Source organism: Acinetobacter sp. CIP-A165 (genome assembly GCF_000367985.1).
Lineage (GTDB): Bacteria > Pseudomonadota > Gammaproteobacteria > Pseudomonadales > Moraxellaceae > Acinetobacter.
In genome coordinates this window covers 522,178-544,961 of record NZ_KB849206.1, presented here as the reverse complement: position 1 = coordinate 544,961, position 22,784 = coordinate 522,178, and the positions used below count along the sequence as shown (strand labels likewise).

Below are 22,784 nucleotides of genomic sequence, written 5' to 3'. Positions count from 1 at the left end.
CTAATCCGTTAATAACTCTTTGGTTCGTAAGTAAGGCACACACTGTGAAATTTAACTCACATCGTGATTAAGACCCCAAAACACCACAACAGTTTGCTGGCGACAATAGCAAGAGTGAACCACCTGATCCCTTCCCGAACTCAGAAGTGAAACCTCTTCGCGCTGATGGTAGTGTGGCACTTGCCATGTGAGAGTAAGTCATCGCCAGCTTTTAAATACTAAACACCCTAATCAGAAATGGTTGGGGTGTTTTTATTGCGTGAGAGAAATAATTTGGAAGGAAATAGATTAAACTGAGTTGAATCAATTTAAAAATTAAAATGATGAAAATTTCATTACTTATAGATCACCCAGAGGCAGTTGAAAAAATAGCAAAGTGGTACTATGACGAATGGGCTTCTATCGCACCACAGATGACTGAAGAAATGATGTACCAAAAGGTGCTGGAAAAAGCAGCCAATCGTGATGTTATCCCCTTAGCAATCGTAGTCCATCATGAGAAAGAACTGATCGGAGTTTTGGAACTTAAGCTTCGTGAGAATAAAAGTTATCCAGAATATGAGCATTGGATCGGTGGGATTTTTGTTGATCCGTTATGGCGAGGGCAAGGCATCGCAGGTCAAATGATTTCCGAAATAAAAGAAAAAGCTAGAAAATTAGGTGTAAAGACACTCTATTTACAGTGTGAAAATTACAATGTTGTACTCTATCAAAAGTACGGTTTTGAAATATTACATCAAGCCAATTATCATGTAGTCGAAACAACGATTATGAGATATCAACAATAACAATCTCGAAGTGCGTTGGAGATAAAATGGAAGAACAACTATTTCAGGCTGCAAAGATATTAATGGTGACTCGTTATCCTACAGGTTCGAGAGGGGGCGCTGCACTTGCGACACTGAGTGGTAAAATTTCAACCAGCGTTGCTCCTGAAACAAAAAATAATACGCTATCGCTTTGTACTGATGAATAGAATGAAAGTTTTTGGAGATAAAACCACATTTTGTTTCGAGATTGGCGAAAAGATTGACTCCCCAATGAGGCTTGTGAATATTTTTATTGGAGGCAAGAATATTTGTTCTGAGGATAATATTGTTTATTTACCTCAATTTATAAATAGTATAGCGCTTAGTGCAAGCGATATTCGTAGAAAAATTGATTATTATAAATATATAAATTATTTTGAATGGATGTCATTGGAAGAGGCACATAATTTTTTACTCAGTACTAGAGATATAGATTCTCCACATTACAATTTGGAAAATGATGATCTTTATCAGTGTCACAGAGTTTTTTCTTGGGGGCCAACCACAGATAATGTTATCTGTTTTCTATTGCCTATGAATGGCATGCTGTATTTGACATATAGCTTTTCCTCGAAAATCGATCTAAATAGTGACAATAGCGTTTGTGGTGTAGCTATCACACCATATGAAATTGTTCGTGTAATTATAGATGCTTTGAATGAGCTACAAGCATAAGATTAGTATTAAGTACACTGAGCTATTTATCGAAATATCTTAGATGTAGAGATTTCTACACTTGATAGATAAGGTCTTTTTGCCTTATCTAATTTGTCAGATTTATATTCAAGATGGTTAGACCTATGAAACTCAACTCTTTCTCTCCGCTCCCAGAAGACGATGAAGAACTCAACCTTCCTGAACTGGTGTATTGGGCTTCACTCGGTGAGGCGGAACAAGTTACACAATTATTAGACGCTGGTATTGATCCAAACCAGACCGATGATGAAGGCTATAGTGCGTTACAGGCAGCAGCTGAGAACGATCATTTAGCAGTGGTGAAGCTGTTAGTGATTAAAGGTGCAAACGTGGCTTATAAAGGCGAATATACTGCGTTACAACTTGCAGAAATGGCAGAGCATACCGAAGTGATTGAGTATTTAAAAAGTCTTTAGATTGCCTATAAAAAACGATAGATAAAAAAAGCCCCATCATCCTGATGGGGCTTTTTTCGTATTTAGTTTATTGTTGCTTACTTCCTATAAACAACCACTTCCTGTGGGTCTTGTTATTCTGAAGGAGACTTCCTGTCTCTGTATGATTTGTATATTAAAGTGAATACGGGGTACTGTATATTCGTCAATGACCCCGATCACTGTACGTTCAGGCTTACATTGACCTCAACGCTTAGATCGTGTGATTTTTACCATATAAATGGATATAGAGGCAGCTTCTTATCATTATTTTAGCTAAGGTTAGCTTTAAATCGCATTTGTATATCAAGTTTTACTATATAAAATTCGGAAAATTATATACTTGTGGAAAGACTGTCTCATGGGTTGGGAAGGATGGTTGTCATTAGCCTTAACGTTAACAGGGCTGCTCACGCTGATTTTTTCAAGAATTGCGCCACATATCGTGATGTTAGCGATTTTGACTGTATTAAGTGTGTTGGGCATATTGACGGCCCAAGAGGCTTTGGCTGGCTTTAGTAACTCTGGTCTGATTACCGTTGCAGCAATGTTTGTGGTTGCTGCTGGTATTTCTAATTCTGGTGGTATTGACCTGTTTGTGAATAAGTTACTGGGCACACCCAAAACTGAACGCATGGCGCTACTTAGAATTTTCTTACCGATCGCACCACTTAGTGCCTTTTTAAATAATACCCCTGTGGTTGCAACCATGATTCCAGCATTGAATAGCTGGTCGAAGAAGATCGGGATTGCCCCATCTAAATTAATGATTCCCCTGAGTTATACCGCTATTCTGGGTGGAACGATTACTTTAATTGGTACCAGTACCAATTTGGTGGTTAATGGGCAGTACCAAGCATTAACGGGCGAAGCTGGATTTGGTTTATTTGATATTACAATTATTGGTTTGCCTGTTGCGATCATTGGTATGTTTGCGATGTATTGGCTCGCACCAAAATTATTGCCCAATCATCAAGAGCAGAATGTCTTTTCCAATCTACGCGAATTTACCTTAGAAGTGGTGGTGAGTCCGAATGGTCCACTGGTCGGTCAATCGGTTGCAGCGGCAGGGCTAAGAAGCTTAAAGCGTGTTTATTTGGTTGAAATTGAGCGTCAGCAAACCGTTTTATCAGCCGTGTCTTCTGATGAAATTTTATTTGGAGATGATCGTCTGGTTTTTGCAGGCGATACCGAAGCGATTACTGAACTGTTAAACATCAACGGATTGGTTGCACCTGACAGCATTGACGAAAAGTCGTCCTTGGAAGAAACACATGCAGGCCGTCGTTTGGTAGAGGCCGTTGTGTCACCGCATTGCGAAGCGATTGGCAGTGCCATTCGTGATGCCAAATTTCGTAATCGCTATGGTGCGGTGGTATTGGCTGTGGCACGTAATGGGGAACGTTTAAAAGGCGGTTTGGGGAATATTAAATTACAGGCGGGCGATACCTTGTTATTGGAAGCACGTCCTGCTTTTGTGTCTCGACAAAAATATAATAAAGATTTTTTATTGGTCAATGAGCTGGATCATGAACCACTGCAACATGATAAAGCATTATTGTCATGGGGCATTTTACTCGCTGCGGTGATTGCCGCTGGCTTTAATGTGATCAGCATGCTCAATGCCGCATTGTTGGCTGCGGGTGCAATGTTGATTTTCCGTTGTTTGACCGTGAAGCAGGCTGAGAAGAGCTTGGATTTAACCGTCATCTTAACCATTGCGGCTTCTTTTGCTTTGGGTGCAGCTTTGGAAAAGACAGGTGTAGCGGAAATGCTTGCGCAATTCATCGTGCATTTTAGTGCGGGTGAGGCGATCTTATTGCTGATTTTGACCTACTTCTTTGTTTCATTATTGACTGAAGTGATTACCAACAATGCAGCAGCGTTGCTGACCTTGCCGATTGTATTGGAGATTACAGCTCAAGCGAATTTAAATCCGATTCCGTTTGTCTTTGCGATTATGATGGCGGCTTCCGCAAGTTTTGCGACACCGCTGGGTTATCAGACCAATTTAATGGTATTAGGACCAGGAAATTATCGCTTTAGTGATTTTATTAAAATCGGCTTACCCATGAATATTTTTATTGGTTGTGTCACGGTCACGTTATTGATTTTGTTTTTTCCCATTCAGTTATAAAAGATAAAGCCCTGAAGATTTCAGGGCTTTTTTTACGGCTTAAATCGCCTGTTTAGAAGTGGATATCGATACCCAAATAAGGTCCTTTGAAATCAAATTTGAGATCATTTTTTTCGTAGTCATCTAGCTTGATATTTAAGATGCGGTAGCCTGCTTTTAAGCCGACATCCACCAGTAAGTTATCAATAAAGTTGTATTGTAACTCTGCTTGGGCATCGGTAATTTTGGTGTCGTTGAAGTTGCTATATAACAACTCAGCTTTGGCACTTAAACCTGTGAATGGCAGTTTGACACCTGCTGACCCATAAATTACAGGAACTGTTTTGTTGATATCGACTTTCCCCATTTTATAAAGGCTACTCGTTGGGTCTGCTAGAAGTGTTGTGACATCACCATTTAAAGTGGTTGCACCAAATCCCACATCCGCATCGACGATATTGTCTAAGATTTCATAATATAAAATAAAATCGGTATGAGCGATGTCTAGGTCATATATAGGTTGCCCCAAAACCTCATTTTCTGTTTGTGTCTTTAAATTCACATGGCGAATTTTGGCATTTGGCAGTAACGGAATGGGATGTTCAAAAGCCAATGACAGTTGTGCTGAACCTTTACGGTCTAAGTCTTGATCTGGTGCAGATGTTTGCGCAGCCATATTGGCTTTACCATTGTAGTTCCAATAGCTGAGATCGCCTTTGACACCAATTACGTCTGCTTGTGCCAAACCACACAGGCTCGTCCCTAAAGCGAGCATTGATATTTTTAATATTTTCATTGTATTGTTCCAATAAATACGAGAAACAGTAATGAATTGTTGTAAATTCATCACCGATTGGGCGCATCATATAGTAGATCTCTTGCGAAAGTAAAAAATTGTTTATACTAGCCCCATGAAATATGAAAATTTAACTCGATTTAATGATGGGGAATTTAAACGACTCGTTGGAGTTCCTCGTCCATTATTCTTAAAAATGGTATCGGTGTTACAACACGCTGAACTTGCCAAGAAAAAATCTGGAAGACCTCATTCGTTGTGTTTAGAGGATCAATTGTTGTTAACTTTAAATTACTTACGCTGTTATAGAACTCAAATTGAGTTATCCGCTGACTATAACCTAGCTGAAAGCAATGTGAATCGTACTATTCATAAAGTTGAAAATGCTCTGATTCAATCACGGATTTTCGCATTGCCTAAAAGGAATCAAAAGTTTAGTGAGGGGGATTATGTGATCGTTGATGTCACTGAGTCACAGATTGAGCATCCCAAAAAAACAAAGAAAATTCTATAGTGGTAAAAAGAAGAAACATACGCTAAAAACACAGGTCATTTTTAACCCAAGACTAAAGCAAATTGTAAGTATACAGGTCGAAAGTGGCAGAAAACATGATCTGACGATTGCGCGTAAGTATTTTAAGGAGATGATCATTTATCCTTGTATTATGGCAGATTTAGCCTATAAAGGATTTCATCAGATTAAGAGTAAGTTACTCATTCCAATCAAGAAACCTAAGAATTTATCATTACCCAAAATAGCAAAACAGATCAACCAAGAAATCAGTCGGCGTAGGACAGCCATTGAACATATCAACGGCAAACTTAAACATTTTCGGATATTAACAGAACGCTATAGAAATAGACGGAAACGATTTGGTCTAAGAATGAATTTAATTGCTGGAATGGTGAATTGGATGCTCTTAAATTAACTTTCGCAAGAGATCTAGTGAACAATTCAAATATGCAGTAGTCTAATTTTAAATTTTTGCAAAGAGAATAAATAATGTCAGATACACAAAGTGTTGTGGATTACCCACTGTATGTGGCAGGCAAGGCAATCACAACAGGTCAATGGTTAGACGTACAGAATAAATATCAAGGCACGACATTTGCGCGAGTGGCGTTGGCTGATGCTAAGGTTTTAGAAAAGGCGATTGCCGCATCGGTCAAAGCAGAAGCCGAAATGGCAGCATTAAAACCCTTCCAAAAACAGCAAATCTTATTGCACTGTGTAAAACGCTTTAATGAGTTACGTGACGAGCTGACCGAAATTTTAATCGCAGAAGGTGGTAAACCTCGTGGCGCGGCAAGTGCCGAAGTTGAACGTTTAATTAATACTTTTCAGTTGGCTGCGGATGCAGTGACGCAACTTGATGATGGTCGAGTATTACCTTTAGCGGTCACGCCAGCCGCAGCGCGTTATCGCGGCATGGTGAAACAGGTGCCGATAGGGGCTGTTTCATTGATTAGTCCCTTCAATTTCCCTTTAAATTTGGTGGCACATAAGATCGCGCCTGCCATTGCAGCAGGTTGTCCTTTTGTTTTAAAACCAGCGAGTCTAACCCCGATTAGTGCATTAAAAATTGCTGAGGTTTTGGCGGAAACGGATTTGCCGAAAGGTTCGTGGTCGGTGTTGCCTTGTGATCGTCAAGCCGCTGATATTTTAGTCACTGATGATCGCTTTAAATTACTCAGCTTTACGGGTTCTGACCAAGTGGGTTGGGATATGAAAGCGCGTGCAGGTCGTAAAAAAGTGACTTTAGAGCTGGGCGGAAATGCAGCGGTGATGATTGAAGCAGATGCGGTGGTTGACGATGCACTGATTGATCGTTTGATTGGTGCTGCATATAGCCATGCTGGGCAGGTCTGTATTAGTGTGCAACGTATTTTAATTCATGCCGATCTTTATGCTGACGTGAAAAAGAAACTGTTGGCAAAGCTGAAAAAGATCAAAGCTGATGATCCAGCATTAAGTACGACATTGGTTGGTCCGATGATTAAAGCAGCGGAAGCGGTTCGTTTGAAAAAGTGGATTGATAAGGCTGAGAAGAAAGGTGCGAAAGTACTGATCGGTGGCAATCTACAAGGCGTTTTACTCGAACCAACTTTGTTGGAAAATGTCGATGCTAAACTTGAAATTTATAAGGATGAAGCCTTTGGTCCTGTCGCAATACTAGAGAAATATAAAGATTTTGAACAAGGCATTGCCAGCATTAATCAAAGCCGTTTTGGTTTACAAGCAGGTGTCTATACGCAGAGTCTCAATAAAATGCTGTATGCATGGGATCATTTGCATGTGGGTGGTGTGATCATCAATGATGTGCCCACTTTCCGTGTCGATAATATGCCGTATGGTGGTGTGAAGGATTCTGGTTTAGGTCGAGAGGGGATTCATTCTGCGATTCGTGATATGCAGGAAGAACGGTTATTGGTGATTAAGGAAACTCAAGCCTAATTAGCGGTGGGTGGCGTATTGATCTACTGTTGGCGAAAGGAAAGCGTATGTCTAAATTTTATAAGCTAGTCCTATTATGCTTGTGCATGTTGTGGACGCTGTCAGCATGGGCATTTTCTTCGCAGCAGTTGGTGAGCGATGCGCGAAAACAAATTGGCGTCACCCGATTTTATGATCCTGCATATACGCGCTTAGACTATCCGATGGGGGATGTACCGATGGTGAAAGGTGTCTGTACGGATGTGGTGGTTCGAGCATTACGTCGTCAAGGCATCGATTTACAGCAACGGATGCATGAGGATATGCGCCAGCACTTTAAGCTGTATCCAAATAAATGGGGGCTTAAAGCACCCGATAAAAATATTGATCATCGCCGAGTTCCAAATATTGCCACTTATTTCCAGCGAAAAGGTTATCAGGTGCGTGATCAAAACTATCGTGCTGGGGATATTGTGACGTGGGATTTAGGGCAGGGGCTGGTGCATATTGGCATCGTCTCGGATAAGAACAGTTTTTTTCAGAAAACCCCGCTGATTTTACATAATATTGGTCAGGGTACTGAGGAGTCTGATATTTTATTTAAGTATAAAATCATGGGACATTATCGAATCAAAAATTAAATGTATGAAAAGTAATTATGCTGTTCACGTTTTTAAATCAAATGAGAAATTTAAACGAGGTCGGAAAATTGAGTTGAAAAATAATCAATCGTGTCTGAATTGGCGATGAACGGTTATTTTTTTTTGCATAAATTACAGTAAAAATAAATAAAAAAGGGTATTGTTCAATCATCAACAGGCAAAAAATAGTCAAAATTTTTTAAGGAAGAGTTTTCTAATTTTTGCTGGTTTGAATATAAGAAATGAAAACTCAAAAGGTTTTTTCTGATTCAACCAATAATAGGATTTGCATTGGTACTTTTCTTGCTAGCAGTATAACAACCAGAGAACAGCAGCATCGAAAGTTGCCTTAGGAATAGGTTATTTTTATGACAGAAACTCGTGAGCACTGGTCGGCACGATCAGGTTTTATCATCGCCGCAATTGGTTCGGCGATTGGATTAGGTAATATTTGGCGCTTCCCATACGTCGCTTATGAAAACGGTGGCGGTGCGTTTTTAATTCCTTATTTAGTAGCTTTATTGACGGCAGGATTACCCCTCTTATTTTTAGATTACGCAGTCGGGCATCGCAGCAATGGTGCGCCGCCTAAAGCATACCAACAACTCACCAAACGCGCTGAGTCTTTGGGATGGTGGCAGGCATGTGTTTGTATTGTGATTGCGCTTTATTACGCCAGTGTACTGACTTGGGCAGGAAGTTATATTTATTTCTCCTTCGGTCAAAGCTGGGGTACAGACCCAGAAAATTTCTTCTTTAACAAATTCTTGGCGACTTCTCAAGCCGCCACTTTTGATCTGACCTTTATTGGTCATTTGTTTTGGCCATTAATCGGCGTTTGGGCCTTAGTACTGTTTATTTTGTATGGTGGTGTTCGTAAAGGCGTTGAGCTTGCGAACCGTATTTTCATGCCAATTTTATTGGTACTGTTTGGTATTTTGGTGATTCAAGCTTTGCGTTTACCGGGCGCTGTAGATGGTCTAAATGCCTTCTTTACCCCAAACTGGGAAGCCATGAAGAACTATAAAGTCTGGTTAGCGGCTTATGGTCATATCTTCTTCTCGCTTTCGATTGGATTCGGGATTATGGTGACTTATGCCTCTTACCTAAAACCAAAAACCAATTTGACGGGTTCAGGTTTGGTGATTGGTTTTGCTAACTCTTCGTTTGAGATCTTGGCAGGTATTGGTGTTTTCGCGGCTCTTGGCTTCATGGCACATGCCGCAGGAACAAGCGTACAAGACGTGGTGAGCGGCGGTATTGGCTTGGCATTTATTGCATTCCCTAAGATTATTTCAAGCTTAGGTGCAGGCGCAGAGTTATTCGGGATCTTATTCTTTAGCTCGCTCTTCGTTGCTGGTGTTTCATCGATGGTCAGTATTTTGCAAGTACCGATCTCAGCGATGCAGGACAAGTTGAAATGGAGTCGTGCTAAAGCCGTAACCATTATTGGTGGTGGTACTGGCGCAGTTTCTATTTTCTTATTCTCAAGTGCCAACGCGATTAAACTGGTCGATATTATTGATCACTTTATTAATAATCTAGGCATTGTCTCAGGTGCTTTGGTTTCGATCATTATGGTGTCATGGTTCAAGCGTTCACTGATGAAAGATCTAGAGCAGCATGTCAATCGTGTATCTACCATCCAATTGGGTGGGGTTTGGGAATTCACCTTAACCATCATTACCCCAGTTGTTTTGATTTCTACCCTTGGGCTTGCATTAAGTGCATTGTTGCAAAAAGGCTATGGCGATTATGCAATGAGCTTACAGCTTTGGTTTGGTTGGGGCTGTATTTTATTCTGTGCGATCGGTGCATTGTTTATGAGCAGCTTAAAGAATCGCTAGGAGATGACGATGAATACTTCAGCTTTAATCATGATGATCATTGCAATTGGGTTGTTGTGGGGCGGATTGGTGCTTTCAATTATACATTTGATGCGTCATCCCGAACAAAAAGATGATAGCGTATAACAATGCGTTGATCAGAATAAAGAAAGCCATACATTGATGTATGGCTTTCTTGTTTATGTTAGGCGATCTTCTGGATACAACAATAATAGAAGCCATCACCTGAATGTAGGTAAGGTAATAACTGACGACCATGGGCCTGTTCAATACCCCAGTCTGCTTCGATTTTGATTTCTTCAGCATTGCTATGTTCAGCAAAGAAAGTTGCCATTTGCTGTTCATTTTCAACTTTTAGAATCGAGCAGGTAATGTATAACAGCGTGCCACCCACTTTGAGTTGTTGCCACATCTGTTGCAAAATTTGATGCTGTAATGCCACAGTTTGCGCGATGTCGGTCGATTGTCTCAACAAGCGGATATCTGGATGGCGACGAATTACACCTGTTGCAGAACACGGTGCATCGAGCACGATACAGTCGACGGCTTCTGGCGCCTGCCAAGTGGTTGCATCTGCTGTAACAATCTCAACCTCGGTTTGATCTAAGGCAAGACGTTCTATATTTTCAGACAAACGTAATAAACGTTTTGCATCATGGTCAAGCGCAATCAGTTTTTTAGGATTATAGCGCTCAAGAATATGTGCTGTTTTACCACCGGGTGCAGCGCAGGCATCGACAACGACTTTATCATCTAAATTCGGTAAAAGAGTCGCGCATAATTGTGCATGTTCATCTTGAACAGAAAAACCGCCTTCTTCGAAACCTGGTAGATGGGTAATGTTGCCCGTTTGTTCCAAAACAATACCAACATTTGAAAGCATGCAAGGACGAGCATCAATTTGTTCTTCATCCAAAATTTCTAAATATTCGTCACGACTGACTTGGCGTTCATTGACGCGCAGGGTCAGAGGTGCGACTTGTTTTAAATTTTGACAGATTTCATCAAATTGATCAGGCCAATCTTTTTTAAGTCGTTTGAATAACCAACTTGGTAAACCATGCGTATTATTCAACGCTGTTTGAAATTCATCTGTTTCACGTGAAACACGACGCAGAATAGCATTGACCAAACCACTCATTGGCTCGAAACCGAGTTGCTTAGCAGCATTTACAGTTTCTGAAATCGCAGCATGTACAGGAATACGAGTACATAAAATTTGATACAAACCAAGATATAAACAACTTTCCAGTGCTTCATTGTCTAATGGTTTTGTCAGCAAGGGTAAGGTAATTGCTTTTAAAGAATACCACTGGCGTAGACAACCTAAAGTAAGTTCGTGATATAAACCACGGTCACGTTCAGAAACGATATTGATATGTTGATTCAACACGGAAGCCAAAGATTGCCCATTTTGAACAGCCAAAAGTGTTTTGACCACTTGTGCACGTAGATTCAAATGTTTTGCAGATGATTGATTCGATTGGTTCATGGGAGAATTTGTCCAAGATGCAATTTTTGGGTTTGTATCATTTGTATTGGATTGAGTGCTTTACCGCCGGGCCATTGCAGGCTAGTTAAACACACTGCGCTGTTTTCCCCACATGCGACATGGACACCGTGTTTGTCCATCGCAACAATTTCACCGACTTGCGCGTCTGCTTTGCTGTGTGGAGAAAGGGTTGAGCCCCAAACACGTAGCGCATTATTTTCATCCAGTTGAATAAATGCCACAGGCCAAGGATTGAAAGCGCGAATATTCCGATCAATTTGAACGGCATTTTGAGACCAATCAATACGCGCTTCTGCTTTGACCAACTTATGTGCATATACGGTGAGCGCTTCGTCTTGTACTTCACGTTTGGCAATAAAGTCTTGTAGGCTTTGCTCTGATTCGAGCACGGTACAGATCGCGTCTGCACCTTGAGTCGCCAGTTTATCGTGCAAACTCGCAGAGGTATCTTCTGCTGTGATCGGACAATAGGTTTTATACATCATATCGCCAGTATCTAAACCTGCTGCCATCTGCATGATGGTAATGCCAGTTTCTGCATCACCTGTGGCAATGGCGCGTTGAATCGGCGCAGCACCACGCCAGCGCGGTAGCAATGAACCATGAATATTGAGACAACCGTATTTCGGCGTATCTAAAACCGCCTGAGGTAAGATCAAACCATAAGCCGCAACCACCATCACATCTGCGCCAAGTGCAGCAAGCTCTTGTCGAGCAGCTAAGCCTTCTTCGGTCGAAGCTTTAAAATGCAAAGGTTGGTAAACAGGTAAACCGTGTTCAAGTGCAAGTTGCTTGACTGGGGAAGGTGTTAACTTCTGCCCACGACCTGCTTTACGGTCAGGTTGGGTATAAACTGCAACAATCTGGTGTGATGATTTTAATAATGCCGCCAATGCCGTTGCAGCAAATTCAGGCGTACCAGCAAATATGATTTTCACAAATGCATTCCGAAAAAAACTTACTGCAAATTATAAGCGAAAAAGCCATTAGCCCCTAATCAGATGCTATCAATTGCCTTTGAGCAAAAAAAGATAGCTTCAGTGGTCATCTGTTAAACGATAACTTGTAGTATGATGGGCTTAGCTCAGTATCATTTCGCCAGAGAGAATGTCCTATTCGTCTCGAGCACAAACTTGTTGGGAATACAAAATGCCTGATTATCGTTCGAAAACATCAACACATGGAAGAAATATGGCTGGCGCGCGTGGTTTATGGCGTGCGACGGGCATGAAAGATGAAGATTTTGGCAAACCTATTATTGCGGTAGTCAACTCATTTACCCAATTTGTTCCAGGTCATGTGCATCTTAAAGATTTAGGGCAACTGGTTGCGCGAGAAATTGAAGCTTCAGGTGGTGTTGCAAAAGAATTTAATACCATTGCAGTCGATGACGGCATTGCCATGGGTCATGATGGCATGCTCTATTCGCTGCCATCACGTGATTTGATTGCAGATTCTGTTGAATATATGGTCAATGCCCATTGTGCTGATGCAATGGTATGTATCTCGAACTGTGACAAGATCACGCCGGGAATGCTGATGGCGGCGATGCGCTTGAATATCCCAGTGATATTTGTGTCTGGCGGTCCGATGGAAGCGGGTAAAGTCAAATTCCGTGGCAATGAGAAAGCAATTGACCTCGTTGATGCAATGGTAGTTGCGGCAGATGAAAGTTATACCGATGAAGAAGTTGCCGCGTTTGAGCGTTCAGCTTGTCCAACTTGCGGTTCGTGTTCAGGCATGTTTACAGCGAACTCGATGAACTGTTTAACTGAAGCTTTGGGTTTATCTTTACCGGGCAATGGTTCAATCGTCGCTACCCATGCAAATCGTGAAAAATTGTTCTTGAGAGCAGGGCGCTTGGTAGTCGAATTGGCAAAACGCTACTATGAACAAAATGATGACAGCATTTTACCGCGTTCGATTGCAACCAAAGATGCATTTGAAAATGCCATGACCCTAGATATTGCCATGGGTGGTTCAACCAATACGGTATTACACTTGTTGGCTGCTGCTCATGAAGCTGAAGTCGATTTCACCATGGATGATATCGACCGTCTTTCTCGTCTAGTGCCTGTGTTATCTAAAGTTGCGCCTGCAAAATCAGACGTACACATGGAAGATGTCCACCGTGCAGGGGGCATCATGGCGATCTTAGGTGAGCTTGATCGTGCCAATTTGTTAAAGACATCATGTCCAACCGTACATGAACCAACGTTGAAAGATGCATTGGACAAGTGGGATATTATCCGTACCGAAGATGCCGATGTATATGAGTTCTATCGCTCATCTCCGGGTGGTATACCAACCCAAGTGGCGTTCTCACAAAACCGTTATTATTCAACTTTGGACGGTGATCGTGAAAATGGCGTGATTCGTAATGCTGAACATGCCTTCTCGAAAGATGGTGGTTTGGCTGTGCTTTACGGCAACATCGCGTTGGATGGCTGTATCGTGAAAACAGCAGGTGTGGATGATTCGATCCTTAAATTTACCGGCACTGCGCGCGTTTTTGAGAGCCAAGATTCTGCGGTAGAAGCGATTTTAGAGCATAAAATTGTGGCCGGCGATATCGTGGTGATTCGCTACGAAGGTCCACGTGGTGGACCGGGTATGCAAGAAATGCTGTATCCAACCAGCTATTTGAAATCTAAAGGCTTAGGTAAAGACTGTGCTTTGATTACCGATGGTCGTTTCTCGGGTGGTTCTTCGGGTTTATCGATTGGTCACGTTTCTCCAGAAGCTGCGGAAGGCGGAGCAATTGGTTTGGTTGAAGATGGTGATACCATTGAAATCGATATCCCAAATCGTACCATCCATTTAGATGTGGATGATGCAACGATGGCACATCGCCGTACGGTTCAAGAAGCCAAAGGTTGGCATCCAGTAGAAGAACGTAAACGTAAAGTGTCTAAGGCACTCAAGATTTACGCGATGCATTCAACCAGCGCAGCAAAAGGCGCAGTACGCGTTTTGTAAAATTTCAGATCCCCCTAAGTCTCCCTTTTTTCAAAGGGGGACTTCCACGAATTATATTCAAGTATTAAACTCGTGTAGTTCCCCTGTTTTTTAAAGAGGGGTTAGGGGGAGATTTCTATCAAGAGGCAATCGACATGTCTTTGTTACGTCGTTGGTTTGATCCCATCCGATCGAGCTGGTTTTATCAGAAACCTTCTCGTCAGGCGGTATTACCCACGGAACAGGGTTTAAGTATTTATCTACGTTTAGATGATGTGTATAGCTATCTTGCGGTACAACAGTTGGCTCAGCTTAATGAGATTTTGAGCGATGAGCTTAAACCGTTAAAAGTCATTATTTCAAAACAAGATGCTGAACCGCCCAATGGCATGTCAGCACAAGATTGGCAACTATACTGTCTCAATGATGCCAAGATTTTAGCTAAACAACACCGTTTTGGCTTTGATGAAACCCCAGAAATTCCAAGTCCAGAAGCATTACAACAAGCTGAAACCATTCTAAGAAATACGCCTTTACGAGAACAAAATTTTTTACATTTGCTGGAAGATGTTTTCCATATGTTATGGCAACAGCAATATGGAAAATTACGCACCTTATATGCGATGGCGAAACAACACCAAACCCCACAAGATTTTCCTGAACGAATGTTTCAGGATGTGCCTGTTTCAGCTAGTTATTTCGAGTTTAGTGAACGCAAGTATCAAGCCGTTGATGATTTATTGCGTTTAACGCGCCGTTTAAAACAACAAAAATTATTGACGGGAACACCTATTTTTCTGATTAATCACATCGAGTGGCGTGAGCATTTGATCAATGATGGTGAAGCATTGGCAGAAGTGCAAGCCTTACATCCAGAGTTAGATCTCTATATTGCGCTTGAAGACCCGATGAGTTGGTTGTTGTTGGACTACATCAAAGCAGAACTCGCGGATTATTATAATATTCAGCTCAAAGTTTATCCTTTGAGCTATCAAGGTCGAGATTGGTTTGATTGGGGACTGGCAACCCGTGTTTCAAAGCGGACGGAAGTGGCATTCACCCCGTTTTGCCGTCCAACCAAAGAAGCCAGCTATGAAATGGCAAAGCTGTTCTATAGTGTGGAAGAAGAACAACAGGTCGATTGCATTCATCAGATTTTGGAAGGCGTGTGGACACGTGGTAAAGACCTCTCTTTTAAAGCACATTTCCAGCGGATGCAGAAGCGTTTAGAAATTGAGCGCATTACCGAACAAGATATTGAGGCTTTATTACAACAAAATGATGAATTATGTCAGCAGAAGCATCAACCTGATTTTCCCGTTTTAGAGTTACGTATTGATGGGCAAAGTTACGTGTTTAATAGCTTATACCGTGTCTGGATGATTGAAAGTATTATCAGTAATGTGTTGGAAGAAAAATATAAGAATGACAGTTTAGAAGGCTAGAAGGCTTAGCGTCTAACAGAGAAAAATTAAGCGTGGAGGAGCTACACTTAAGTATTTGGCCTCAATCTTTAATTGAGCCATGCTCCTAAAAACAAGAATACGCGATTTCAATTATTTCCGTAGCATAGCTGTATATGAATGCGGAGATAGATCATGACCTTTTTAATTATTGTAATGGCAGTATTTGCATTCGCTGGCATGATAAAAGGCATGATCGGTTTGGGTTTGCCTGCGGTGTCGATGGGATTACTCACCATCGCAATGAGTCCATTTCAGGCGGCCTCACTTTTGATCGTACCCTCAATGGTGACCAATATTTGGCAGCTTTTTGCTGAAGGTCAGGTCTGGTCATTTATCTGTCGTTTCTGGTCTTTGCTGTTGGGCATCATCCTCGGCTCTATTTGGAGCTTTTTGCCTACATTGAGCCAGAGTCAAGGACAGGGCAGTGAGATTTTATTGGGCAGTATGTTGGCACTCTACGGACTCTATGGTTTATGTGCCAAAAAGCTACCTGATCTGGCAGGGCATGAGCGTTGGCTCTCTCCGTTCATTGGTTATATCGGCGGTGCAGTCACCGTCGCGACAGGGGTTATTATTATTCCCATCGTGCCGTATTTGCAGTCTTTACATTTAAAACGTGATGAACTGGTACAGGCTTTAGGGCTGACCTTTACCGTTTCCACGATTTGTTTGGCGATGTTTTTGCATTATCACCCGACTACAGGTGGGGCTTTAGACTATCGATGGTCTTCCGTGGCATTGGTCGCAGCTTTGATCGGCATGTGGTTCGGAAAAAAAGTGCGTTACCAATTGAACGAGCAAAAATTCCGTCAGTTATTTTTTATCGGTTTGCTGGCGCTGGGGAGTTATATGGTCTTGCACTAAAACGCTTTGCTCATCTTGTGGTTTGCGCGACAATAGAAATTTTGCAAAGTCTTGGTAGCTTTGCGGGAGTTGATCGAAGTCTTGGCTGGCGAGGAGAAGTTTGCGATTGGCCCAAGCGCCCAGTAGTTGAATCGCTTGAAAATGATAAATACCTTGTAAACGTTGAGCCGCACGTGCAGGCATAATCGCGATACCTACACCTTTTGCGACCACTTCCGCAATCGCGGAAAAATTCGGTAAACGTAAGCGATATTGGATGTTGAAGCCTAACAGTTTGGCTTGAGTCTCAATCGACTGTTGTAGTGAATGGTGTGGCATGAGACCAATAAAATCATACGCCAAGGCATCGACTAAGTTGAGTTGTGTCTGGTGGGTCAGCACATGTGCATTTGGGCAGATCAGTACCAAGGGATCGCTGGCAAAATCCTGAGTATGTAAATGACGGGTGTCAAAAAAGCTTGAAACCAAGCCTAATCGAGCGATGCCTTTGGTGAGTGCATCTACAATTTCTGAGCTTTCCGCTTCGTGTAAGTCAATATTAATATGTGGATAATGCATCAAATATTGGGGCAGTAAGGCTGGAAGGTATTCACTCTGTGCAGAGGAGTTACACCACAGGATCAAAGACTCTGAGCTTTTCTGACGAAAGCGTTGCATGTCTTGTTCAAGTTTATTTTTTTGTGCGTTGAGTTTTTTGGCATGCTCAACCAAAGCATGACCTGCCGTGGTCAGTTCGACACCTGCATTGTGTCGAATAAATAACGGTGTTTCAAAGTATTGCTCTAGTTTTTTTATCCGTTCACTGGCTGCTTGTAAAGAAATGGCAGCACGATCTGCACCTTGGGTTAGGCTACCTGTTGCCACAATATGAAGAAGCAGTTGTAAATCAAAAAAATCAAAACGCATGAGCTGAACACATTGAAGTGTAAACAGTCATCATACTAAAAATACGGAAAAAAAGGAGATGGTGGATCAAGATCAGCATAAAAAAGGCAGCGCGTGCGCTGCCTTGATTCGGGATTAGTTTTTATCTTTTAAACTAAAGAGCAAATTCAATAAAATCGCAGCAAAGGTTGCGGTACCAATACCACCCAAGTTGAAATTTCCAAACAGCAGTTCAAAGTTACCTGCCCCGAGAATGATGGTCACTGATGCAACGATCAGGTTTTTATTATTAGAAAAATCGACCTTATTTTCGATCCAGATCTTCGCTCCTGCGATGGTAATCAAACCAAATACCACAATCGAAGCACCTGTCAGCACTGCAGTTGGAATGGTACTGATCACCGCACCAAACTTAGGTGAAAGTCCCAAGAAAATCGCAAATACCCCCGCGATCACAAACACGATGGTTGAATACACACGCGTGACTGCCATTACGCCGATATTTTCACCGTATGTGGTCATGCCCGGTGCACCAACACTGCCTGATAAGGTCGTGGCAACACCATCAGCCACAAATGCTTTGCCCAAATAAGGCGTCAGGTTTTCACCCGTCATCGCACCAACGGCTTTGATATGCCCGAGATTTTCTGCCACTAAAATCAGGGCAACAGGGGCAATAATCAACATGGCGTTGAGGTCAAAGGTCGGATTTGAGAAGCTTGGAATACCAAACCAAGGTGCAGCAGCAATTTGCGAGAAATCAATGGCTTTGCCGAGACCTAAACCATTGGTTGCTATGGCATAAATGGCATAGGCTATCAATAAACCAACCAAAAGTAATAAACGCTGTAATAAACCTTTGGTGAAAACGGCGATCAGACCCATACACAGTACGGTGATCAATGCCATCCACATCTCAAAAGGCTGACCTGCCACACTTTTAATGGTAATCGGCGCAAGGTTTAAACCAATAATCATCACCACAGCCCCTGTCACCACAGGCGGCATCAATTTTTCGATCCAGCGCGTCCCGGTCAACATGACGGCTAAACCAATCAAGGTATATAGTACCCCACAGGCGATAATACCGCCTAAAGCGACCGATAAATTGGGATTTGCACCTGAGCCAGTGATATGTCCAGTTGCGGCCGCAACGACGCCGATAAAAGCAAAGCTAGACCCCAAATAACTGGGAACGCGACCACCTGTCATCAGGAAGAACAGGATGGTACAAATCCCTGACATTAAAATGGCAAGGTTAGGACTAAAGCCCATCAACAACGGTGCTAGTACCGTCGCACCAAACATGGCAAATGCGTGCTGAACCCCTAACACCGCACTTTGTAAGGGCGGTAAATATTCATTGGTCGCAACAGGGCGATGATCAATCTTACCCTGATACGGCTGCCATTTTGGGAACCAACTTGACATAAATTAGACTCATAAGGAGATATCAGCGCGTATGATACTCTGTCTTAAATCGTGCTTTCACCTATATTGTTTTAAGAATCTTGGGGCGAACACTTTATCTATTTATATTTTTACCTTTTGGTAAAATACACTTCAAAATAACTTATCGGATTTATTATTTATTTTGGCTAAATTGTTTGAAAAGTTAAGCATCTTATTTTCAAAATAATATTTGAATTTTTTTTCTAAAATTTTATAAAAAATGGCATATTTTGCCAATTGAGCCATCAACAGCAGTGGTCTCTGTTGATGGCGCTGAGGAAAATGACCTATTAGCCCGTGTTGCGCAAGCCCGCAGCGATTCCCGCGATACTGACCATTAAGGCATGATCGACAGGGCTATGTTCGGTTTGATGTTCAGTCAAATATGCACGACGACGTTTCATCAATTCAGCTTGTAATAGATGCAGCGGCAGTAAATAGGGTTTACGTACCTGCATCGATTGATCTAGCACTTCATTATTACTGAGCAGTTTTGATTCACCTTTCAGGCTGAGTAAGGTATCGACTGCATTTTGTAATCGTTGACGTAGTTCAACACCCAATACTTTTAAGTCCTGATCTTGGGTGAGGTGTGATTCATAGTACAGTGCAATATCCGCATCGGATTTCGACAACACCATTTCCAACATATCAATTAAGGTTTGGAAATAAGGCCATTGCTCCAGCATCTCATCCAGTGTGTTTTTATGTTGCTCGTGTACTTGATTAATCGCCGTACCCGTTCCAAGCCATGCAGGTAACATCAAGCGAATCTGTGTCCATGCAAATACCCACGGAATCGCACGTAACGATTCAATCCCACCAGTGACTTTACGTTTCGCTGGACGAGAACCCAGTGGCAACATTTGCAACTCTAGTTCTGGGGTGACGGTACGTAGATAACGGACAAAATTTGGATTTTCACGCACGGTTTGACGATAGACCTGTACTGATAAATCTGTCATTTGATTCATCAAAGCACGCCATTCCTGCTTTGGTTCAGGTGGTGGCAACAAGGTTGCCTCAAGTGTCGCAGCGGTATAAATTTCTAAGTTTTGTAGTGCGATACCTTCCAATCCGAATTTAAATCGAATCATTTCACCTTGTTCAGTGACGCGAATCGCCCCAGAGATTGACCCCGGTGGCTGAGAAAATAAAGCTTGTTGAGTTGGAGCACCACCACGACTGATCGAGCCACCACGACCATGGAATAAGGTCAGTTGCACACCATGTTTTTTTGCAATGGCGGTCAGTTCTTCTTGCGCACGATACTGCGCCCAATTGGCTGACATAAATCCTGCATCTTTGGCAGAATCCGAATAGCCAATCATCACTTCATGTTTGCCTTGGATGTGCTGTTTGTACCAATCCATAGTGAATAAAGTATTCATGGTTTTGGCTGCGCCGTCCAAGTCCTTGAGCGTTTCAAATAATGGCACCACCCGTAAGGCTTGTTGAATGCCTGCTTCTTTTTGCAAAAGTAAAACCGCCAGTACATCGCTTGGGTATTCTGCCATTGAAATGATATAGGCACCTAAACTCTCACTCGGCTGTTCTGCCAAGGTACGCATGGTGGCAAAGACTTCGAGTACATCGGGATGCTGAATCAGGCTGCCTTCAGGTTCATCTAAAAATTTAGGCAATAATGGTCGTTTGCTTTGTAATTCCTGAATTAAAAAATTCTGCCGTGCTTGTTCGGTCCAAGATTCAAAATTACCTAAGCCTAAATATTCAGTAATGGCTGAAATGGCTTGGCGATGTCGTCCTGATTCTTGACGAATATCCAGTTTTAACAGTTCAATCCCAAAACAGTTGACCCGATAGATGAAGTCAAGCAATTGCCCGTTAGCGATTTCGGCTAGGTTGCTGTCCATCAACGAGCGATAACACAGCAGTAAAGGCGCGAGTAGCTCCTCTGTGGTTTTGATGATATTACTATCATCTGCCTCTTGACCTTGTAAGCGTTGCGCCAACCAATAACGGGTTGCTTTTAAGCGTTCGCGGGTACTGCGTAAATATTCACGATACGGTTCAGGATGTTCATAACCCAAAGCTTGGCTCAATTCTGCTGAGCAGCTTTGAATCGACAGTTCCCAACGCAGATTTTCAATATCACGCAGATATAAATCAGCCGCTTGCCAACGCGATAACCACAGCACTTCTTGGGTGACTTGATGGGTGACGTTCGGATTGCCATCACGGTCGCCCCCCATCCATGAGGCAAAACGGATCGGCGCAATGGTCATCGGTAATGCTTGTTCACAATGCTGTTGTGTCAATTCATTCAGTTCTCGAACAAATTTTGGTACAGCATTCCATAAGCTCTGCTCAATGGTGGCAAAGCCCCATTTTGCTTCATCCACAGGAGTTGGGCGGTGCTGGCGAATCTCATCAGTTTGCCAAGCGGAACTGACCAGTTGTTTGAGGGTGGCAACGCTGTGTTGGCGTTCTCTTGGTGTTAGCTTCTGTTGATCCAGTTGGGACAAACAATCAGTAATATCATCATATTTTTGAATCAAGGTACGACGGCTGATTTCGGTCGGATGAGCGGTAAGGACCAATTCAATTTTTAAATCACAAATTTGTTGGTACAGTTGTTGTGGACTGATCTTTTTGGCGTTGAATTTTTCAAATAAATGCGAGAGTGGATTTGGATTTGGGGCGTGCTCATCAAACTCAGCCTGACGACGGCTGCGTACTACGTGATATTGTTCAGCGATATTGGCAAAGTTGAGAAAATGAGAAAATGCGCGCGTCAGCGGCAAAATTTCTTCGTCTTTTAAGTTGAGAAACAATTGTTCAAGCTGTTTTTCTGCTTTGATTTGACCATCACGTGCGTCTTTGGCGAGGGTACGAATTTGCTCAACTTGATTAAACAATTCTTGCCCAGCATGTTGCTTTAAGGTTTCGCCAAGCAAATTGCCTAATAAGCGGACATCTTCACGTAATGGAGCAGTAATTTGCTGAACCATGCTATTTCTCCCTCAATCATCGCTTGTTATTGTCTAAAAAATCTTGTGCCGTATATGGCGCATGTCGAAAGTACCAGTGGCATACAACAGCACCACTGACTATTCGACTATAGCGTGATTGAGAGACAATCCAAGTGCAGAATGCAAGGAAATGTGAAAATTCTCTAAATTTTAGCTTGATATTTCAGCAAAAAAAGTACGATTGCTTGCTGAATGCTCTGATCGATTTCAGTGATTGTGGGTACTGCGTCTAAGCCCAATAAAACTCGATGGTGACGTGTACCTAACATCAGAGACAAGATTAATTCTGTTTGCGCAACTGGTTCATCTGCTTGAATGAATTTAAGCGCGATGGCTTGTTGAAAAAAATCACACCAGACATTGCACATGCGCGTATGTGAGGCATCAAAAAATTGTTGCGTTAATGGACTCTGCTCAGCGGCAAGCTCAAATAGAACTCGATCGAGTTTCAGTGCTTCAGGTAAATAAATAATACTTAAAGCACGGTGACACATTAAATACAGCGCTTGTTCAAAGTTGGTTTCAGCTGTGAGTACAAATTCTTTGGCGCAAATCGATTCTTCGCAGGTTTCTTCAATTGCACAAATAAACAAGTTGGCTTTATCTTGGAAGTGGTTATATACCGTGAGTTTGGTCACTCCCGCTTCTTTGGCGATTTGATTCATATTGGCTGCGTGATAGCCCAATTTTAAAAAAATAGATTTCGCAGCCTGTAATATTTTGGCTCTTTTCTCTAAATCTTTGGGGCGGCCGCTGCTGATTTGCACGTTATGTTCTCTTTTAATTTAATTCAAAATCAAAACACTAGATTTAATTTTTAATTAGTGTACTCATGGGTATATTAATTAAAAATTAAACAATTTATGATGGTTGCTGTCAA

20 protein-coding genes and 1 rRNA gene are annotated in these 22,784 nt (G+C 42.1%); 14 read left to right on the top strand and 7 right to left on the bottom strand.

Annotated features, from left to right (window positions below):
- The first annotated feature begins 95 nt into the window (after nt 1-95).
- From rrf to F991_RS16795, 6 genes are all read left to right on the top strand, one after another.
- Nucleotides 96-210, top strand: a 5S ribosomal RNA gene (gene rrf, locus F991_RS16820).
- Between the two features lie 113 nt (nt 211-323).
- Entirely contained in the window at nt 324-788 is a 465-nt protein-coding gene (locus tag F991_RS16815) for a GNAT family N-acetyltransferase (RefSeq protein WP_004673677.1), read from the top strand.
- Between the two features lie 26 nt (nt 789-814).
- The gene (locus F991_RS17595) at nt 815-976 is read left to right on the top strand and encodes a cytidine/deoxycytidylate deaminase family protein (RefSeq protein ID WP_004673674.1); all 162 of its coding nucleotides are present in this window, start codon (nt 815-817) and stop codon (nt 974-976) included.
- A gap of 1 nt (nt 977) precedes the next feature.
- Entirely contained in the window at nt 978-1,484 is a 507-nt protein-coding gene (locus F991_RS16805; protein WP_004673672.1) for a hypothetical protein, read from the top strand.
- Nucleotides 1,485-1,609: 125 nt separating this feature from the next.
- A complete protein-coding gene (locus F991_RS16800; RefSeq protein ID WP_004673671.1) occupies nt 1,610-1,921 on the top strand; it encodes an ankyrin repeat domain-containing protein in 312 nt (103 codons plus the stop codon).
- A 379-nt stretch (nt 1,922-2,300) separates the two neighbouring features.
- On the top strand, nt 2,301-4,076 hold the full coding sequence (locus tag F991_RS16795) for an SLC13 family permease (protein ID WP_004673670.1): 1,776 nt from the start codon (nt 2,301-2,303) through the stop codon (nt 4,074-4,076).
- A gap of 52 nt (nt 4,077-4,128) precedes the next feature.
- Here the strand turns inward: F991_RS16795 and F991_RS16790 are convergent, their stop codons facing one another.
- Nucleotides 4,129-4,851 carry a TIGR04219 family outer membrane beta-barrel protein gene (locus tag F991_RS16790; protein ID WP_034595747.1) on the bottom strand — a complete coding sequence of 241 codons (723 nt, stop codon included), beginning with the start codon at nt 4,849-4,851 and terminating at the stop codon, nt 4,129-4,131.
- Nucleotides 4,852-4,966: 115 nt separating this feature from the next.
- On the opposite strand from F991_RS16790, the gene F991_RS17350 reads away from it, so the two are divergent.
- From F991_RS17350 to F991_RS17345, 5 genes are all read left to right on the top strand, one after another.
- A protein-coding gene (locus tag F991_RS17350) for an IS5 family transposase (protein WP_100223924.1) occupies nt 4,967-5,780 on the top strand; the annotation gives its coding sequence in 2 pieces (ribosomal slippage) (nt 4,967-5,353 and nt 5,355-5,780; 813 coding nt in all).
- Between the two features lie 74 nt (nt 5,781-5,854).
- A complete protein-coding gene (locus tag F991_RS16775; RefSeq protein WP_004673666.1) occupies nt 5,855-7,306 on the top strand; it encodes an aldehyde dehydrogenase family protein in 1,452 nt (483 codons plus the stop codon).
- Between the two features lie 47 nt (nt 7,307-7,353).
- On the top strand, nt 7,354-7,926 hold the full coding sequence (locus F991_RS16770; protein ID WP_004673663.1) for a DUF1287 domain-containing protein: 573 nt from the start codon (nt 7,354-7,356) through the stop codon (nt 7,924-7,926).
- Nucleotides 7,927-8,294: 368 nt separating this feature from the next.
- On the top strand, nt 8,295-9,773 hold the full coding sequence (locus F991_RS16765; protein ID WP_004673661.1) for a sodium-dependent transporter: 1,479 nt from the start codon (nt 8,295-8,297) through the stop codon (nt 9,771-9,773).
- Nucleotides 9,774-9,782: 9 nt separating this feature from the next.
- On the top strand, nt 9,783-9,899 hold the full coding sequence (locus tag F991_RS17345) for a methionine/alanine import family NSS transporter small subunit (RefSeq protein ID WP_004673659.1): 117 nt from the start codon (nt 9,783-9,785) through the stop codon (nt 9,897-9,899).
- Nucleotides 9,900-9,957: 58 nt separating this feature from the next.
- On the opposite strand, the gene rsmB is transcribed toward F991_RS17345, so the two are convergent.
- Both rsmB and fmt read right to left on the bottom strand, forming a co-directional pair.
- Complete coding sequence (gene rsmB, locus F991_RS16760) at nt 9,958-11,265, bottom strand: 16S rRNA (cytosine(967)-C(5))-methyltransferase RsmB (RefSeq protein WP_004673657.1); 1,308 nt, start codon at nt 11,263-11,265, stop codon at nt 9,958-9,960.
- On the bottom strand, nt 11,262-12,224 hold the full coding sequence (fmt, locus tag F991_RS16755; protein ID WP_004673655.1) for a methionyl-tRNA formyltransferase: 963 nt from the start codon (nt 12,222-12,224) through the stop codon (nt 11,262-11,264). Before fmt ends, rsmB begins: the two co-directional genes overlap by 4 nt.
- A gap of 211 nt (nt 12,225-12,435) precedes the next feature.
- Between fmt and ilvD the strand changes: the two genes are divergently transcribed.
- From ilvD to F991_RS16740, 3 genes are all read left to right on the top strand, one after another.
- A complete protein-coding gene (ilvD, locus tag F991_RS16750; RefSeq protein ID WP_004637289.1) occupies nt 12,436-14,265 on the top strand; it encodes a dihydroxy-acid dehydratase in 1,830 nt (609 codons plus the stop codon).
- Between the two features lie 134 nt (nt 14,266-14,399).
- On the top strand, nt 14,400-15,689 hold the full coding sequence (locus F991_RS16745) for a hypothetical protein (protein WP_004673653.1): 1,290 nt from the start codon (nt 14,400-14,402) through the stop codon (nt 15,687-15,689).
- Nucleotides 15,690-15,842: 153 nt separating this feature from the next.
- Nucleotides 15,843-16,574, top strand: a complete 732-nt coding sequence (locus F991_RS16740; RefSeq protein ID WP_004673651.1) for a sulfite exporter TauE/SafE family protein — start codon at nt 15,843-15,845, stop codon at nt 16,572-16,574.
- On the opposite strand, the gene F991_RS16735 is transcribed toward F991_RS16740, so the two are convergent.
- The 4 genes from F991_RS16735 to F991_RS16720 all read right to left on the bottom strand — a co-directional run bounded on the left by F991_RS16735 (nt 16,524) and on the right by F991_RS16720 (nt 22,671).
- Nucleotides 16,524-17,480, bottom strand: coding sequence for a LysR family transcriptional regulator (locus tag F991_RS16735; RefSeq protein WP_004673649.1), 957 nt, complete (start codon nt 17,478-17,480; stop codon nt 16,524-16,526). The two genes, F991_RS16740 and F991_RS16735, sit on opposite strands and share 51 nt — an antisense overlap.
- A gap of 114 nt (nt 17,481-17,594) precedes the next feature.
- A complete protein-coding gene (locus tag F991_RS16730; protein WP_004673647.1) occupies nt 17,595-18,890 on the bottom strand; it encodes a solute carrier family 23 protein in 1,296 nt (431 codons plus the stop codon).
- Nucleotides 18,891-19,201: 311 nt separating this feature from the next.
- Complete coding sequence (ppc, locus tag F991_RS16725; protein ID WP_004673645.1) at nt 19,202-21,883, bottom strand: phosphoenolpyruvate carboxylase; 2,682 nt, start codon at nt 21,881-21,883, stop codon at nt 19,202-19,204.
- Nucleotides 21,884-22,047: 164 nt separating this feature from the next.
- Nucleotides 22,048-22,671: a TetR/AcrR family transcriptional regulator gene (locus tag F991_RS16720; protein ID WP_004673643.1), complete on the bottom strand. Its 624-nt coding sequence runs from the start codon at nt 22,669-22,671 to the stop codon at nt 22,048-22,050.
- Nucleotides 22,672-22,784 lie beyond the last annotated feature (113 nt).